Below are 15,577 nucleotides of genomic sequence, written 5' to 3' on the forward strand. Positions count from 1 at the left end.
GGCACAGAAACCCGAAGTTGGGTGGAAGCCTCGATCTGGACAGAGCGCATGTTGGCGGCGCTGGAAAACGGCGTCAAAGGAGGCACATGGTTCAGCCTGATCGACAAGGTTGCCCGTCAGCGAACCCTTGAAATCGCGTGGCAGAAGGTCGCCGCAAACAAGGGGTCGGCAGGTGTGGACGGCCAGAGTATCGAACGGTTTGGGTACAAGGCGTCGGCTTACCTTGAGGAATTGTCGGAGTCGTTGAAATCGGGAACCTATCGCCCCCAGCCGGTCAAGCGCGTGGAGATCCCCAAGGGACCGGGTAAGACCCGCCCACTGGGAATTCCGGTGGTCAAGGACCGCATCGTGCAGACGGCGTTGAAGTTGGTGATAGAACCGATTTTCGAAAAGGAATTCGAGGAGACGAGCTTTGGCTTCCGACCGGGGTGCGGTTGCAAGAGCGCCCTTCGAGAGGTGGACCGCCTGATTAAGAATGGCTGCACCCATGTCGTGGATGCGGACCTGGCGAGCTACTTCGACACCATTGCCCATGACCGGTTGATGGCGCTGGTGGAAACGCGCATCAGCGACGGGCGGGTTCTCGACCTGATTCACGGGTATCTCAAACAGGATATCATCAGCGAGCTCAAGCGATGGACGCCGATTGGTGGCACGCCGCAAGGTGCGGTTATCAGCCCGCTGTTGGCGAACCTGTACCTGCATCCGCTGGACCGTCTGATGCGGTCCAAAGGGTACCGCATGGTGCGTTATGCCGATGACTTTGTCGTGATGTGCCCGAGCCCGGAGACGGCTCAATCGGCGCTGGCCGTTATAAACGCCTGGGTAGCGGCAAACGGTCTGACCTTGCATCCGGACAAAACCCACGTGGGGGATTGCACGGTACCGGGGCAAGGCTTCGAGTTTCTGGGATATCGGTTCGAGGCTGGAAGACGATGGGTCCGCCGCAAAAGTTTGAACGCCTTGCGGGATCGCATTCGGACCAAGACCCGGCGCACGCGAGGAAACAGCCTCAAACACATTATTGAGGACCTGAACCCGATGCTGCGTGGGTGGTTTGGTTATTTCAAACATGCGAATTCCAATGAGTTCAAATCGGTCGATGGATTTATCCGTCGTCGGCTTCGATCGGTGCTACGGAAACAGCAGAAGCGTCCTGGAATGGGTCAATGCCGTAAAGACCATACCCGCTGGCCGAATGCTTTCTTTGCTGAGCGTGGGCTTTTCACCATGACCGAAGCCCATGCACTGGCAAGCCAATCACGATGTTGAAACCACCGACTGGAGAGCCGTGTGCGGGAGAACCGCACGCACGGTTCGGAGGGCGGGGAGGGCGACGGCCCTTCCCGACCCCTATCGCCTTTTCGGTTCCTTCCGGACATATGGCCATGCGTGGCCTGGAAAAGCTTTTTACCCTTACGGGAACGCTGGGGTTCAGAATGGATGGAGGAAAGGTCAAACGGAGACTTGCCCCCACTTCTTGTTCAACCGTAATCCAGCGATCAGTGTTGTGCCTCCATGCTTTTCGTTGCCGGAGGTGCCGTGGAAAGCGGCTGGATGGCATCCCGGGCCGCCGACTCGGATAGTATGGCAAAATAGAAATCCCGGCGCAACTGAACGTTCATCCAGGAATCCGATGAAACCCCGAATGCCTTGGCGAGCCGGAACGCAGTGCCTGACCTTATACCGTGCTTGCCGTTGATGATCTCATTGATGCGCTGATACCGTGGTTAAAAGATTATGCCTTTTCCCTGATCCAATTCGGCATGACCATGCGGACATTTCCTGCGAGCCGGTCAGCATCAAGACGGTAGACGACCTGTTCGATGCACCATTTCCCCAAACAACCATCGCGCCAATATCCCCTCAACGTCTCAATACCTATGCAATTCGACCAATACTTAGGCAATAATTGAGCATTGCCAGGTATGCAGGGATTTTGTAGATTGGTCCGAGCCATAAATGGTCAATTTCCGGACGGATACTTTAGAAAAACATTAAAAATCTGATTTCAGAAAAAGCCAACCCCACAAGGTCGAGGGGGCGGAAAGCCACGAGTCATGGGTCCATGGCAGTCGGGTTGCCTGATAACGCATTGGATAATTGCAGCCGGGCTTCCTGTGAAAAGGGGTTCGGCTTTTTTGGTCTGCGGCATCGTAAAAGAAAATTGGTTAAATCCATAATTTTAATCCATTAGCTTCGAGGCGGTTGACTCCCGGATTAGCATCCACTAAATTGCACTTGGCTGTTTTGTTCCACAATTCAGAACCTGAATCACGCATGCACTGAATTTGGGGTAGGGTGAACAAAAGAGAAACCATCTTCAAGACGGGCATCCGCCTGTTTGCCGCCCAGGGCTACGAAGCGCCCACCACCCTGCAGATCGCCAGGGACGTGGGGGGCACCGAACCGGCCGTATTTTACCCTTTCAAGAGCAAGACCGCTTTTTTTCTCCACCATTCTCGAACAGGCCATCAGCGTCAGTGATGAAAAATACTTGACAATGGACCGCCTTTTAATCATTCTTTATTCGCGAATCGCGAACATAGAATGGAGGTGCAATGGTACTTAAACCCCAGGATGTGTTGGTTTTGGCAAAACTTTTCGTAATCGGTGGGGATAAGTGGTCCTACGGGCGGATGGCAACCACATTGTGGATGAGTCCGTCCGAAGTCCATGCAGGTGTCAAGCGGCTCATCAAAGCGCGCTTGGCATCGGACCAGCAAAACCGCATTACCCCCAATGTACGCAACCTGGAGTCGTTTCTGCTCCATGGGCTAACTTATGTTTTTGTCCCTGATCTTGGAGAAATAACCAGAGGCATGCCGACGGGCTATGCGGGGCCGGTGTTGTCGCCATTTTTCCAGGCTGGCGAGGATTTGCCCCCGGTATGGCCGGACCCGGATGGTGAGGTTCGGGGCCAGTCATTCTCACCGCTATATAAATCTGTACCCAAAGCGGCGCGTGAAGACGAGCGGTTGTATGAACTGCTGAGCCTGATCGATGCCATCCGTGGTGGACGGGCACGGGAGTGGCAGATGGCGTATGGTGAAATTAAAAAACGGATGGGTGTGGAAGTTTGAAGTGTGAAGGGAAAAGTGTGAAGTTAAAAGTTCGAAAAACATGCCATTTTTCAAACTTCGAACTTTACCCTTCAAACTTTATCACCGCGGGCGAGATCGAAAAATACGGCACCGGTTTTATCCGTATTCGGCAATGGCTGAAAGCTTATCCGGATGTTGGGTATGAGATCAGCGAAATGGGGGACTTTTTTAGAATCGAGGTGGTTCAGGCGACCGAAAAGGACCTAAAAAATAGAGTGGGGTTGCCTGAAAAGTTGCCTGGAAAGTTGCCTGGAAAGTTGCCTGAAAAGCTGTCTGATCTGCAAAGGAGCATTGTGGCGCAGATGCAAAGCAATCCCAAAATTGCCTACGACCAGCTGGCCAAAGCAACCCAAAAATCAAGAGAGGCCATTCGAAAAAACATCGGCCGATTGAAGACGTTGGGCATTGTTAAACGCATCGGGCCGGACAAAGGTGGCCATTGGAAGGTGTTGTTGCCGGAATAGTGAAGAGGGAAGGGCGAACTGCGGGACTCACGGTAAGGCGCGAAGAACGCAAAGAAGGGCTTTTAAAATTTTATCTTAGCGGCTTGGCGTCTTTGCGTGAGATAAAAAAACGTTTTTGCGTGAGAACAACAACCAGACGATCTTTGACCCCATCTGACAAAATGCCGTGGTAGCCTCCGGGAAAAATCAAAATGGAGGGTACACCATGGAGTCAGTTGTTTCTTTTTTACAGGATGGTCGTCCGGTTAAAAAACAGGTCTTTAGAAATTTGAGTATATTCCCGATATTGTTTCCGGGAATCATCGAACCATATTACCTGACGCTGGAACAGGCCATCGACAATGAGACACTGGTGGTCACAGAAGTGGATGCGTCGGGTAATGTAAACCGGTTGAAGATCAGGAACTAATGCCGTGGGATAAAGTGCGACTTTGACGTTAATGTCTATACAATGGATTAAGAGCGGATTTGATATCTTTTATGATGTGGAACTTTGAATCGGGTGGAATGAAGTTTAAAAAGCAAGGGCGTTTCACAGTCCATCGAGAAATAAACGCAATCATTTTGACTTGGTGATAAAATGAAAATCGATCTAAAAAAAATGGACGAGTTTCTTGAAACGCACATACGGCCGCTCTGGAACGATAAAGGTATGGATTACCCTTACCGGGTAGGTGGAGGTGAAGTTTATCTGCACGATGAAGTTTTGGCCAAAGCCCAACCGTTGATGGTCCTGGAGAGAATTAAAAAGTACCCGAAGGACAGTCTGCACGGTGCGCTTAAAGCCCATGACAATTTGCTGTCTCAATTCGAGTGGAGCCGGGCCAAAGATTTCATCCTTAACACCCCGGAACAAGAGTTGAGCGAGAACGTTCTTCGACTTTTCGACGACTCCACAGATTTCCAGGAACGGCTGGACCATTTTCTGGAATGGAGCATGGTCAGCCCTTCGCCGGACAGCGAGAATAAAATGGGAATCAATCCGACTGTTTGCAGCTTTTTTTTAGCGATGCATGATCCCGTGCAATATGCTTTCTGCAAACCGATGACCTACCAGGCCTTGGCAAAACTGCTATTGGTTGACGAAGATCCGCTAAACGAACCGGTTCAGCGAATTGTTCAATGCACCGCTTTTTATAAAACGGTCCTCCGTGAACTGGAAGAAAGGTATGGGCTGAAAAATGGCAACCTTCTGGATGTCCATTCATTGGCCTATACCTTAAAAGACCTTCAATCAAATGCAGTATCCAGTCCTGATGCGAGCACCAAAGAAAAACAACTGATCGAACAAATCCGCCAAACGGACGATTACAAAGATTTCAAAAAGGTTCAGCTTGAGCCGAAAATTGATCGGGAACGCCGGGCATGGGAACTGCTCGAGAAATACCGTGGTGCCTACACGCAGGAGGCATTGAACGAAATATTCGACACTGTGGACTTAAATCCCAACAATGTCCGATGGTTTGGCTCACTGCTGGCCCACCCGAACCGGAATCTTATTTTTGGCACACCCACAGATGATTTGAATGGCTGGATCGAAAAACTTCTTTTTTCAGAATTGCCAGTTGAAAAAGCCCTGGACGATTGCCTGGGGAAGGGGAAATTCAAAGGCGCCGGAAATGGCTTGGCGACATTGCTTCTCTATTTAAAAAACCCCGATGAAAATGTTGTCTGGGTGCCCGCTACCGAGAAGGGACTTGCCTATTTGGGGCGCATTAAACCGGGTAAAGCCGTGTCGGTCGGTAAGAAGTATCTATCATTTCGTAAAGAGGCAATCGATTTTCGAAAACAGCATCAGATCGAGGATCGCGAACTGGATTGGTATCTTTCTTATATTTCCAAGCATTTTGGGGATGCGAATACACAAGATGACACTGGCACAATTCGCTATTGGACTTACGCACCGGGAAGGGATGCAACGTTCTGGGAAAGCCATTATTCCAATGGGATTATGACCATCGGTTGGGATTTCCTTGGCGATTTAACCAATATCGATGACAAAGAAACAATCCGCTCCAAGATGCAGGCCGAATACGGCGACAAAAGTTCCCACATGAATAGTGTACTGGCGTGTTATGACTTCGGTAACACAATTAAGCCGGGTGATTTTGTTTTCGCAAAAAAGGGGAAAAGCCAACTCCTTGGATACGGCATTGTTCAGTCGGATTATTATTTTGACGAGCACAGACCTGAACACAAACATGTGCGGAAGGTGAAATGGATTAAAAAGGGCGTCTGGGATACTTCCGGCAATCAGATGGCCCTTAAGACACTGACCGACATCACCAATTATCCTGATTTCGTTGACTATCTCAAGGGTGTAATCGGTCCCGTTGATCGGAATTCTGGATCTGATCGCTACGATAAAGAAAATGAACTGCAATCCATTTTTCTCAGCGACAAGAATTTTGACCGAATCCTGAGTTTGCTGGAATACAAAAAGAATGTCATCCTTCAAGGGCCTCCGGGAGTCGGCAAGACATTTATCGCCAGGCATTTAGCCTGGGCAATGCTTGGGGCTAAGGATGAGTCTCGAACCGGGATGGTTCAATTTCACCAGTCCTATGCCTATGAAGACTTCATCCAGGGTTTCCGACCAGATGAAAACGGAAATTTCATTCTGAAAAACGGTGTGTTCTTCGATTTTTGTCGTAAAGCCGGCCGTGATCGGGATAACCCATACTTTTTTGTCATCGACGAAATCAACCGTGGTAATCTGAGCAAGATCTTCGGTGAATTGATGATGCTCATCGAAGCGGACAAGCGTGACGGATACGCCCTTCCGCTAACATACGCACAGGACAGCGGCGAAACCTTTACCGTACCCTCCAATGTTCACTTGATCGGAACAATGAACACCGCCGACCGGTCCCTGGCCATGGTCGATTATGCACTCAGGCGCCGGTTTTGTTTTGTGGATCTGCAACCGGCCTTCAACTCCGATAAGTTCAATACCTTCCTTAAAGACCGGATCGGTATTCCACCGGCATTGATTGCGCGTATCAATGCCAGAATTGGAGCGTTGAATACAATCATCAGTGATGAAACCAAGAATCTGGGGCCCGGTTTCTGCATCGGGCACAGTTATTTCTGTTCCGAAAATGGAACAGGGGACCTCGATGACAACTGGTACCGGCGCATCATCGAGTATGAAATCGCTCCCTTGCTCAAGGAATACTGGTTTGACAATCCATCAAACGCGGACAAACAGATTGACCTCTTGCTGGAATAGCTGACAAGTGGAAATACCGATAAAAAATCTATATTTTCTCTTGTGCTATGCATGGGACCGGCTTGAAGAGCGTGACCTCGTAGACGTTTCCAGTGAGGATGCCAGCAGCCTGCTGAACCTTTTTTCAAGGGTGTTGACCGGTGGTTCCCTATACCTTCTTCATCGCGGCTTGGATCGCGGCTACCTTGCCATTGAGGAGGATCTTGCTGGGATTCGTGGAAAAATCGATTTTTCTACGACAATGAAACGGCAGTTGATCAGAAACGCCAAGTTGAATTGCCAGTTCGACGAGTTGAGTCATGATGTGGTTCATAACCGAATATTGAAGACCACCGTTGCGCGACTGGCCTCAAGTTCAGATGTCGACAAGACGTATCGCTCAGATCTGGCGGATATTCATCGGCGGATGTCCAATATCAAAGAGACACATCTTCGCGCAGACCTCTTCGCGCGTGTTCAGCTTCACCGCAACAATGCGCTTTATGGGTTCCTGATGAATGTGTGTGAAATGGTTTACAACTATTATCTGGCGTCTCAACGGGAGGGCGACGCCAGCTTCCGTGATTTTTTCCGGGATGAAGATAAGATGGCCATCGTGTTTGAGAATTTTGTCTGCAATTTTCTACGGACTGAATTACAGGGCAAATACCCGGGGTACCGCGTCAAGGGGGCGGAGTACATCGATTGGGATGCACAGGCGATGGGCAGCAAGGCCGCTGCGCTGCTCCCCAAGATGAAGACCGATATATCCATGGTTACCCCGAACGGCTATCTGATTATCGACACCAAATATTACCGCAACGCCTTCACAGGGCAGTTTAACGATAAGCTGCATTCGTCTAATCTGTACCAATTGTTTTCCTATTTGCGGAATACCGCCGCGAAAGGCCCGGAGTATGAAAATTGCGGGGGTATGCTTCTGTATCCGACAGTCCAGAAGGAACTCTGCCTGCGATATGAAATCCAAGGCCATCGGGTTGCAGTCAATACCATTGACCTGTCCATGGATTGGCGGAAGATCCACGATAGTCTGATTGGGATGGTGTTGGCTTTTGGTGATTTTGATTGTGAGGCGGCATGATATGGCGAAATACAATAAGTGTTTGGTACAAAAAGAAAAGTAGTAAATAGTGCAAACCATTCTGTCCAATTTTTAAGACTTTATGAAAAGATCATACTACTCAAATTCAGTCGAAGCATTTTTAAAAGATTCTGAGAGTGCTATTTTAGGGGAGTTGGCTATACGCCATGACTTTACTCTCGAGGACTTGCAGAAAAATGCTTGGATTGCCCAAATACGAATTCTGAAAAAGATTCTCAAGCCATATAATGGAGATGCTCATATCTATTTTGAATATTCGATTCCCCGGATGGGGAAGCGTGCTGATGTCATTCTCCTCATCAATGGTCTCATATTTGTCATAGAGTTCAAGGTCGGAGATATTAGCTATTCCAATCACGCCATCGAACAAGTGTTAGACTATTCTTTAGACCTGAAAAATTTCCATGAGCAGAGTCATCATAGGCGCATCATTCCTGTCGTTGTGGCAACGGAAGCTAATGCAACCAAAAATAGACATCGTGTATATGATGATCTTGTTTCTTTTCCGCTTAAAGCGAACAAGGATAACCTATTGTCGGTTCTCCTTGAGGTCACTTCTACATCAAATGAAAGCAAAATCGATGTGGCAACCTGGGAGTCATCTCTATACAAACCAACACCGACCATTATCGAAGCTGCACAGGCATTATACAAAGGTCACAGTGTTCAAGAAATATCACGTTCGGACTCTGGAGCAATTAATTTAAGCAAGACATCGGATGCCATCGATAAAATCATCAACCAGTCAAAGAAAGAAAATAAAAAATCGATTTGCTTTATAACCGGGGTGCCAGGTGCTGGAAAAACTTTGGCTGGTTTGAATATTGCCAACAAAAGGCACAAATTTGATGAAGGAGAACACGCTGTTTTCCTTTCTGGAAATGGCCCTTTAGTCCAGGTTTTACAAGAAGCGCTAGCTCGAAACGAGGTCAAGGACTCAAAAGGCAGTCAATCTCGAATAACAAAAAAGGCAGCTTTATCCAAAACAAAAGCATTTATCCAGAACATTCACCATTTCCGAGACGATGCGATTCAAAATCAAGAGCCTTCAATTGAAGCGGTCGTAATTTTCGATGAAGCCCAAAGAGCCTGGACTCTGGAACAGACCCATTCGTTTATGAGCCGGAAAAAAGGGATTCATGATTTTACAATGTCTGAGCCAGATTTTTTAATTAGCGTTCTGGATCGTCATACGGATTGGGCCGTTGTTATATGCTTGATTGGTGGCGGTCAAGAGATCAATACAGGCGAGGCCGGGTTACCAGAATGGTTTTCTGCCATTGAAAAGAAATACCGATATTGGAATGTTTTCGTATCTGACATGCTTGTTGATGAAGAATACACTGGCAATGAAGAACTCTATTCAAGAATTGAGAATTCCAAACTGAATATTCAGAAGGAACTGCATCTTTCTGTTTCGGTGCGATCGTATAGATCCGAACGGGTTTCTGAACTGGTAAAAAAAGTTTTGGACAACAAAAAAGATGATGCCAGGAGGCTGTGGGCGGAAATCCAAGAAAAATATCCGATTTGCCTTACTCGGGACATCGCAAAGGCAAAACGGTGGTTAAGAAAAAAGGCTAGGGGAAGTGAACGTATCGGAATCACAGCTTCTTCCGGGGCCTACCGTTTGAGACCCTTTGGAATTAATGTCAAAAACAGCATTGACCCTAAATATTGGTTTTTAAATGACAAGAACGATGTACGGTCTTCCTATTATCTCGAGGAAGCTGCTACTGAGTTTGATATCCAGGGTCTTGAACTGGAATGGAGTTGCGTTGCCTGGGACGCTGACTTTCGAATAAAGGGGGACCATTGGGAGTATAAAAACTTCAGGGGGACTGCTTGGCAAAATGTGAACGATGTTACCCGAAGACAATATCTCAAAAACGCCTATCGGGTATTACTAACAAGGGCCAGGCAAGGAATGATACTTTTTGTCCCAGAAGGGGATGATAGTGATAGGACAAGACCTTGTGAATACTATGATCCTACCTTTTATTATTTCAAAGAAATTGGTTTCCATGTTGTGTAAGTGCTTTGAGCCTTGCTCCGATTGTGAATAGTGTCTGAGAATCGGACCAAACTGGATTGCCGATTATCAAGTCTTAAGGAAAAAAGTAGGGGGTTTTTTGCGATTAAACCGATGCGTTCGGGGGAAAGAAGGAAAAAATCGATATGACCGGCGGAATATTCTTAATCAACAAAGACGAAACATTGGTCGAGATGACCGAGCAGGCCTATGACTCGGAAGATGTGCTTCAGGCAATGCTTGAAAAACACCCCAACCTCCTGGCCGGTGAGCAGGTCGACAGTGACAATCCCAGACGTTGGTTGCTAATATCGCGGGAAATGCACGTGCCAGGTTCCGAAGATACGCTGGGCCGCTTTTCGCTTGACCATTTGTTCCTGGATCAGGACGGTATTCCCACGCTGGTCGAGGTTAAACGCAGCAGCGATACCCGCATCCGACGGGAAGTCGTCGGACAGATGCTGGATTACGCGGCCAATGCGGTCGTCTATTGGCCGATTGAACTGGTGATGTCCAAATTTGAACAGACCTGTGAGCATAGATCAACATTGCCCGCCGATCTGTTAGCAACCTGCCTGGACCCTGCTTGCGATGAAGAAACCTTCTGGCAAAAGGTTAAAGACAACCTCAGGAATGGCAAAATCCGGTTGGTGTTTGTTGCCGACGAAATCCCTGCCGAACTCAAACGCATCATCGAGTTTTTAAACGAACAAATGGACCCGGCTGAAGTCTTGGGTATCGAGATCCGTCAGTTCACCGGAGAGGGCCTTAAGACCTTGGTACCGCGTGTCATCGGCCAGACCCAATCCGCAATTCAGAAAAAACAGGGACAATCTTACAAGAGAATCATCAACCAGCATGAATTTCTCAATAACCTGAACGACGGCGGTCTCAAAGCCTTCAATCTGATATTCGAAACCGCGAAAGAAAAGAAACTGACTGTAAAATGGGGTACTGTTGGATTTTCTTTGAATGTAAGAAAGGAGGGACTCACTATCCCTGTCCTTTACGGATACGGCCCGAATGCAGTGCATGGGCAATCCGTGATTACCAGCTTCTATGGTCAGGGGAGTATTCTGAAGAAATTGGATTGCGATGAGTCCGTGATATCGAATAAGGTTACCAACGACTTTTCTGACCTGTTTGCCATCCAAAGTGGCAATGATTTTAAATTGTCCATCGGCGACCATTTTTCTGACGATCAAGCCAGTCAACTGGCCTTATGGCTGGAGGGAATGACTGATTTCATCAGCAAAACGCCCTTGCGGTAACGGTGAATTGAACCGTGGTCGGACCAAGCAGCATGACTCATCATCGAGGTTTCAGGACAAAAATAGGCCTATAATTTGGTCTTAAAACGATGTTTTCGGGGGCGAGAAGGGCGGTTTAAGGGGATATGGACTTGTTTGAAGAACAACTTTCACCGGTTTGGAGATGACCGACAGATGACACACAATTCAATCAAAACCTGCCCCGAGTGCGGCCAGCAATTGCGGTTCCCAAAGGACGTCGGCGGGGTCCTGATGGAATGCCCGAATTGCGGAGCCCGGTTCAAACCAGACTTCAAGCTTGGCAAGCAGGTGCGTCCCAGCTCCAAAAGCGTTTTTGTCCAGATTTTTGAATTGCCGTCTACGCTCTTGCGATACCTTGGTAGATGGATCGGGATGTAGCGCCCTCCGAAGTGTGAAGTGTGAACTGCAGGTTTCACGCGAAGGCGCTAAGGCGCAAAAAACGCTGAGTCCAACAGGGTTCAGCTAAGACCTGTTCCCATAATTTAACGCTCCATAAAAATTGAACGATGGATCTTAGAAAACGATTCAACGACATCACCGTCTGGGAAAAGGGCGGCCAGCGGGCACCGCACAAACCGTTGCTGGCGTTGTATGCGCTTGGCCGGTGTTTGCGCGGGGAGGGCGGCTGGTCGCATTAGCGGATGTCGACCGGGATCTGCGCAAACTGCTTGAGGGGTTCGGGCCGACGCGAAAAAGCCATCATCCCGAATATCCCTTCTGGCGGCTGCGCCACGACGGATTGTGGGAACTGACCAACGCCGGGAAAGTGGTGTCTCGCAGGGGAAACACCGATGCCCGCAAAAGCGAATTGCTCAAGCACGATGTCCATGGCGGATTCCCGCAGGAAGTTTACGATGCCCTTCGTCGGGACTCCCGACAGAAATCGGGTCGGGCCGCGCTATGTAATTGATAATTAGCAAATTTCAGCAAAAATCAGGCCTTTTTTAGGTCTTAAACGAACACTTTTGGTGGTAAAAAAGGCGCTTTAACAAATTCCAATTGAAGAATGGATTCCTATGGCAAACGGTTCAGACGCTAACTCATCCCTTGCAGTTCTGATCGATGCAGACAATGCAAACCCCTCAATCATTGAGGGGCTGCTGGCCGAGGTCGCTAAGCTTGGACTGGCAAGTGTGAAACGAATATATGGAGATTGGACAACCCCGGATTTAGGGTCCTGGAAAGCCTCACTTTTAGAATTTTCGATTCAGCCGATACAACAATTCAGATACACAACGGGAAAGAATGCGACCGATAGTGCAATGATCATCGATGCGATGGATCTGCTGTACACAGGCAATTTTTCAGGATTCTGTCTGGTTTCCAGTGATAGCGATTTTACCCGGTTGGCATCTCGAATCCGCGAGACTGGCAGGTGGGTATACGGCTTTGGGGAGCGAAAAACGCCGCGTGCGTTTGTGACTGCCTGTGATCGATTCATATATACCGAAGTATTTGTTAACTCTAAAGATGATGTCACCGCCAAGGTTTTGAAACCACATTCAGACAAAGAACTCCGCAGCGACACCAAGCTTGTAAATCTGGTGCGCTCGGCAATCGAAGCGGCATCGGATGAGGCGGGATGGGCACAGTTGTCTCCGGTCGGGAGCTATATCAACAAAACTGCCAACGATTTCGACCCGCGAAATTACGGCTTTTCCAAGCTCAGTGAAATGATCACCGCAATAGGACTGTTTGATATTGAGCGAAGAGAGAATTGCGTCTATGTGAAGGATGCCCGCAGGAAAGCCAAGTCATGCGCCTAGTTTTTTCTTCAACTGAGACCCTTTCACCATCGAATCAAATGCAACCGAGCGATACCCGCACCTGGCATGAGGTTGTCGGCCAGATGCTCGAATGGAAATAGTTCATTTCAGGAGTTCAGAATTAGCGACTCTATGGAGATACGAATAAAAGCGGGGTCGGGCCAAGCTGAATTAGCGATTATTAATGATTCAGGACAAAAAAGAGGGTCCTGTTTTGGGATTAAACCGATTTTTTTAGGAAAAAAAAGGCCGATTTAAAAGGTACTTGACAATTCGGTTGTCAGCGATTGAAGATCGCGCCGGGGATGTCGACCAGCGGCGGGTATCGGCGCTGCGAGTTATTAGCGTCCAGATATACCCATCCGCATTACGGCGCCAGAACACTGGCCGCCGTCGGCGTTAGAAATGCGTCTGAAATCGGTGGTAAATCGTAAAAACTGAGGGCATCTGCGAGGCTTAACCCTCCAGGAGAAAGGAATCAGTAAAGGAAAGCGGGTTTTTGGTGAATATGCGAGGACAGGCGCGTGCGTTGCTCAAACAGACACTGGACGATCCAAATGCGGATTTCAGAGATGGTCAGTGGGAATGCATCGCAGCTTTGCTGGAGCGACGACGCTTGTTGGTGGTCCAGCGCACCGGCTGGGGAAAGAGCATGGTCTACTTCCTGGCCGCCCATATGCTTCGTGATCAAGGTGCCGGTGCGGCCCTGCTGATTTCCCCGCTGCTTTCCCTAATGCGCAACCAGATTCTCGCAGCCGAACGCATCGGCATTCGAGCGGCCACCATCAACTCATCCAATCGTGATGATTGGGAACAGGTCAGGCAGCAGTTGCACGACGGTCTTGTGGATATTCTGCTAATTTCCCCTGAAAGACTGGCCAACGATGATTTCCGGGAGAAAGTCCTGCTGCCGGTGGCGGATAAAGTCGGGCTGTTCGTGGTGGACGAGGCCCATTGTATCTCCGATTGGGGGCACGACTTCCGGCCGGACTACCGCCGCATCGTACGGGTGCTGCAAGCCTTGCCATCAACTATTCCAGTATTGGCCACCACGGCAACGGCCAACAATCGCGTAGTCCGTGATGTGGCCAATCAACTCGGCAACCTGCAGATCGAACGCGGACCGCTTGTACGTGAATCGTTGCGCCTTCAGAACATCTGGCTTCCCAGCCCGGTGGCCCGTATGGCCTGGCTGGCCGAGCAACTGTCGCGCATACCGGGAACTGGTATCATATACACTCTTACCATTCGGGATGCGGAACGGGTGGCCCAATGGCTCCGGCAAAACCACATTGATGCCTGGGCCTACCACTCCAACGTGGAGAGTCGTGAGGAACTGGAAACCCGTCTTCTGAACAATCAAATCAAGGCCCTTGTGGCTACTGTGGCCCTTGGGATGGGCTTCGACAAACCGGACCTGGGGTTCGTGATCCATTTTCAAAGGCCGGGTTCCGTGGTGCACTACTACCAGCAGGTGGGCCGAGCCGGACGCGCATTGGATTCAGCATTCGGGGTGCTGCTTGGCGGCTACGAGGATAAGGATATCACCGATTTTTTTATCAGGAAAGCATTCCCGCCCCAGATGCACGTCGAACGGATCCTGTCGGCCCTCAACGCGGCGGATGATGGCCTTTCCATCCCCATGCTCGAACAGCAGCTGAATCTTAAAAGAGGGGATATCTCCAAGACACTCAAATATCTTTCCGTGGAATCGCCGGCACCGGTCGTCAAACAAGGACCCCGATGGTACGCCACCCCCGTAGACTATGACATGAATATAGAGGCCATCGATCAACTGTGCAGCTTGCGTCGGGCCGAACAACAGGAAATGCTCGACTACATGCAGACCGGTGATTGTCTGATGCAATTTCTGGCCAGGGCGTTGGACGATCCCCATGCCGAGCCATGCGGCAGGTGCGTCAATTGTGTGGGAAATCCGCTATTACCCGCCGATGTTGACACCGCTCTTGCCAATGCGGCGGCCCAATTCCTGCGCCGCAGCTACCAGACCATTGAACCACGCAAACAATGGCCCGGCGGTACAGCATTTCCGGCATACGGATTTTCAGGTAGAATAGCCCGGGATCAGCTCGCCGAGGAAGGGCGGACCTTATGCCTGTGGGGTGATGCCGGCTGGGGCGAGATGGTCAAGCAGGGCAAATTTCGTGATGAGCGATTAGGTGATGATCTGGTAGAGGCTTGTGCCAAAATGATAGAAATGTGGCAGCCGCAACCTTCCCCCCAATGGCTGACCTGTGTGCCGTCATTGAGACGGGCCGGTTTGGTGCCTGATTTTGCCAGGCGTTTAGCTGGCCGATTGGGCATTCCCTTTCTGGATGTGGTGAGAAAAATCAGGGACAATCATCCCCAGAAGGAGATGCAGAACAGTTACCTCCAGGCTAACAACCTGGATGGGGTTTTTGAAATCGATGATTTGCCGCTGCCCGATGGGGCGGTATTGTTAATCGACGATCTGGTGGATTCACGCTGGACGTTTACGGTCATCGCCGCGCTGCTTAAACGCGCTGGCTGTCCGTCCGTGTTCCCCATGGCCGTGGCCATGAGTTCACCAAGGGGTTCGTAAA

General features: G+C 49.5%; 13 protein-coding genes and 1 riboswitch. Of the genes, 11 read left to right on the forward strand and 2 right to left on the reverse strand.

Annotated elements, in window-relative coordinates:
- Nucleotides 1-21 precede the first annotated feature (21 nt).
- The gene (gene ltrA / locus DSCA_RS04095) at nt 22-1,272 is read left to right on the forward strand and encodes a group II intron reverse transcriptase/maturase (RefSeq protein WP_197904735.1); all 1,251 of its coding nucleotides are present in this window, start codon (nt 22-24) and stop codon (nt 1,270-1,272) included.
- A 230-nt stretch (nt 1,273-1,502) separates the two neighbouring features.
- Here the strand turns inward: ltrA and DSCA_RS32875 are convergent, their stop codons facing one another.
- On the reverse strand, nt 1,503-1,625 hold the full coding sequence (locus DSCA_RS32875; RefSeq protein WP_269434645.1) for a hypothetical protein: 123 nt from the start codon (nt 1,623-1,625) through the stop codon (nt 1,503-1,505).
- Nucleotides 1,626-2,010: 385 nt separating this feature from the next.
- A riboswitch (cyclic di-GMP riboswitch) is annotated at nt 2,011-2,088 on the forward strand.
- Nucleotides 2,089-2,301: 213 nt separating this feature from the next.
- Here DSCA_RS32875 and DSCA_RS04100 point away from each other — a divergent pair.
- From DSCA_RS04100 to DSCA_RS04135, 8 genes are all read left to right on the forward strand, one after another.
- On the forward strand, nt 2,302-2,487 hold the full coding sequence (locus tag DSCA_RS04100) for a helix-turn-helix domain-containing protein (protein ID WP_167527594.1): 186 nt from the start codon (nt 2,302-2,304) through the stop codon (nt 2,485-2,487).
- 74 nt (nt 2,488-2,561) lie between these two features.
- On the forward strand, nt 2,562-3,083 hold the full coding sequence (locus DSCA_RS04105) for a hypothetical protein (RefSeq protein WP_155315220.1): 522 nt from the start codon (nt 2,562-2,564) through the stop codon (nt 3,081-3,083).
- 17 nt (nt 3,084-3,100) lie between these two features.
- Nucleotides 3,101-3,568 (forward strand): winged helix-turn-helix transcriptional regulator, encoded by a 468-nt coding sequence (locus DSCA_RS04110; protein ID WP_155315221.1) that lies wholly within the window; start codon nt 3,101-3,103, stop codon nt 3,566-3,568.
- Nucleotides 3,569-3,773: 205 nt separating this feature from the next.
- Entirely contained in the window at nt 3,774-3,977 is a 204-nt protein-coding gene (locus DSCA_RS04115) for an ARPP-1 family domain-containing protein (protein ID WP_155315222.1), read from the forward strand.
- Between the two features lie 171 nt (nt 3,978-4,148).
- Nucleotides 4,149-6,800 (forward strand): AAA family ATPase, encoded by a 2,652-nt coding sequence (locus tag DSCA_RS04120; RefSeq protein WP_155315223.1) that lies wholly within the window; start codon nt 4,149-4,151, stop codon nt 6,798-6,800.
- Between the two features lie 7 nt (nt 6,801-6,807).
- Nucleotides 6,808-7,881, forward strand: a complete 1,074-nt coding sequence (gene mcrC, locus DSCA_RS04125) for a 5-methylcytosine-specific restriction endonuclease system specificity protein McrC (RefSeq protein ID WP_155315224.1) — start codon at nt 6,808-6,810, stop codon at nt 7,879-7,881.
- Between the two features lie 82 nt (nt 7,882-7,963).
- On the forward strand, nt 7,964-9,937 hold the full coding sequence (locus tag DSCA_RS04130; protein WP_155315225.1) for a DUF2075 domain-containing protein: 1,974 nt from the start codon (nt 7,964-7,966) through the stop codon (nt 9,935-9,937).
- Between the two features lie 143 nt (nt 9,938-10,080).
- Entirely contained in the window at nt 10,081-11,205 is a 1,125-nt protein-coding gene (locus tag DSCA_RS04135) for a PDDEXK family nuclease (protein ID WP_155315226.1), read from the forward strand.
- Between the two features lie 655 nt (nt 11,206-11,860).
- Here DSCA_RS04135 and DSCA_RS04140 read toward each other — a convergent pair.
- Complete coding sequence (locus tag DSCA_RS04140) at nt 11,861-12,055, reverse strand: hypothetical protein (protein ID WP_155315227.1); 195 nt, start codon at nt 12,053-12,055, stop codon at nt 11,861-11,863.
- Between the two features lie 187 nt (nt 12,056-12,242).
- Here DSCA_RS04140 and DSCA_RS04145 point away from each other — a divergent pair, with 187 nt between their 5' ends.
- Together DSCA_RS04145 and DSCA_RS04150 are read left to right on the forward strand one after the other, a co-directional pair.
- On the forward strand, nt 12,243-12,992 hold the full coding sequence (locus tag DSCA_RS04145; RefSeq protein ID WP_155315228.1) for an NYN domain-containing protein: 750 nt from the start codon (nt 12,243-12,245) through the stop codon (nt 12,990-12,992).
- A gap of 508 nt (nt 12,993-13,500) precedes the next feature.
- The gene (locus DSCA_RS04150) at nt 13,501-15,576 is read left to right on the forward strand and encodes a RecQ family ATP-dependent DNA helicase (RefSeq protein ID WP_155320302.1); all 2,076 of its coding nucleotides are present in this window, start codon (nt 13,501-13,503) and stop codon (nt 15,574-15,576) included.
- Nucleotide 15,577 lies beyond the last annotated feature (1 nt).

This window comes from Desulfosarcina alkanivorans, assembly GCF_009688945.1.
GTDB classification, from domain to species: Bacteria; Desulfobacterota; Desulfobacteria; order Desulfobacterales; family Desulfosarcinaceae; genus Desulfosarcina; species Desulfosarcina alkanivorans.

Coding starts and splice junctions, on each gene's coding strand:
- DSCA_RS04145 (WP_155315228.1), top strand. CDS start 12,243: ATGGCAAACGGTTCAGACGCTAACTCATCCCTTGCAGTTCTGATCGAT.
- DSCA_RS04140 (WP_155315227.1), bottom strand. CDS start 12,055: ATGGACATCGTGCTTGAGCAATTCGCTTTTGCGGGCATCGGTGTTTCC.
- DSCA_RS04115 (WP_155315222.1), top strand. CDS start 3,774: ATGGAGTCAGTTGTTTCTTTTTTACAGGATGGTCGTCCGGTTAAAAAA.
- DSCA_RS04130 (WP_155315225.1), top strand. CDS start 7,964: ATGAAAAGATCATACTACTCAAATTCAGTCGAAGCATTTTTAAAAGAT.
- DSCA_RS04150 (WP_155320302.1), top strand. CDS start 13,501: ATGCGAGGACAGGCGCGTGCGTTGCTCAAACAGACACTGGACGATCCA.
- DSCA_RS04135 (WP_155315226.1), top strand. CDS start 10,081: ATGACCGGCGGAATATTCTTAATCAACAAAGACGAAACATTGGTCGAG.
- DSCA_RS04120 (WP_155315223.1), top strand. CDS start 4,149: ATGAAAATCGATCTAAAAAAAATGGACGAGTTTCTTGAAACGCACATA.
- DSCA_RS32875 (WP_269434645.1), bottom strand. CDS start 1,625: ATGAACGTTCAGTTGCGCCGGGATTTCTATTTTGCCATACTATCCGAG.
- DSCA_RS04105 (WP_155315220.1), top strand. CDS start 2,562: ATGGTACTTAAACCCCAGGATGTGTTGGTTTTGGCAAAACTTTTCGTA.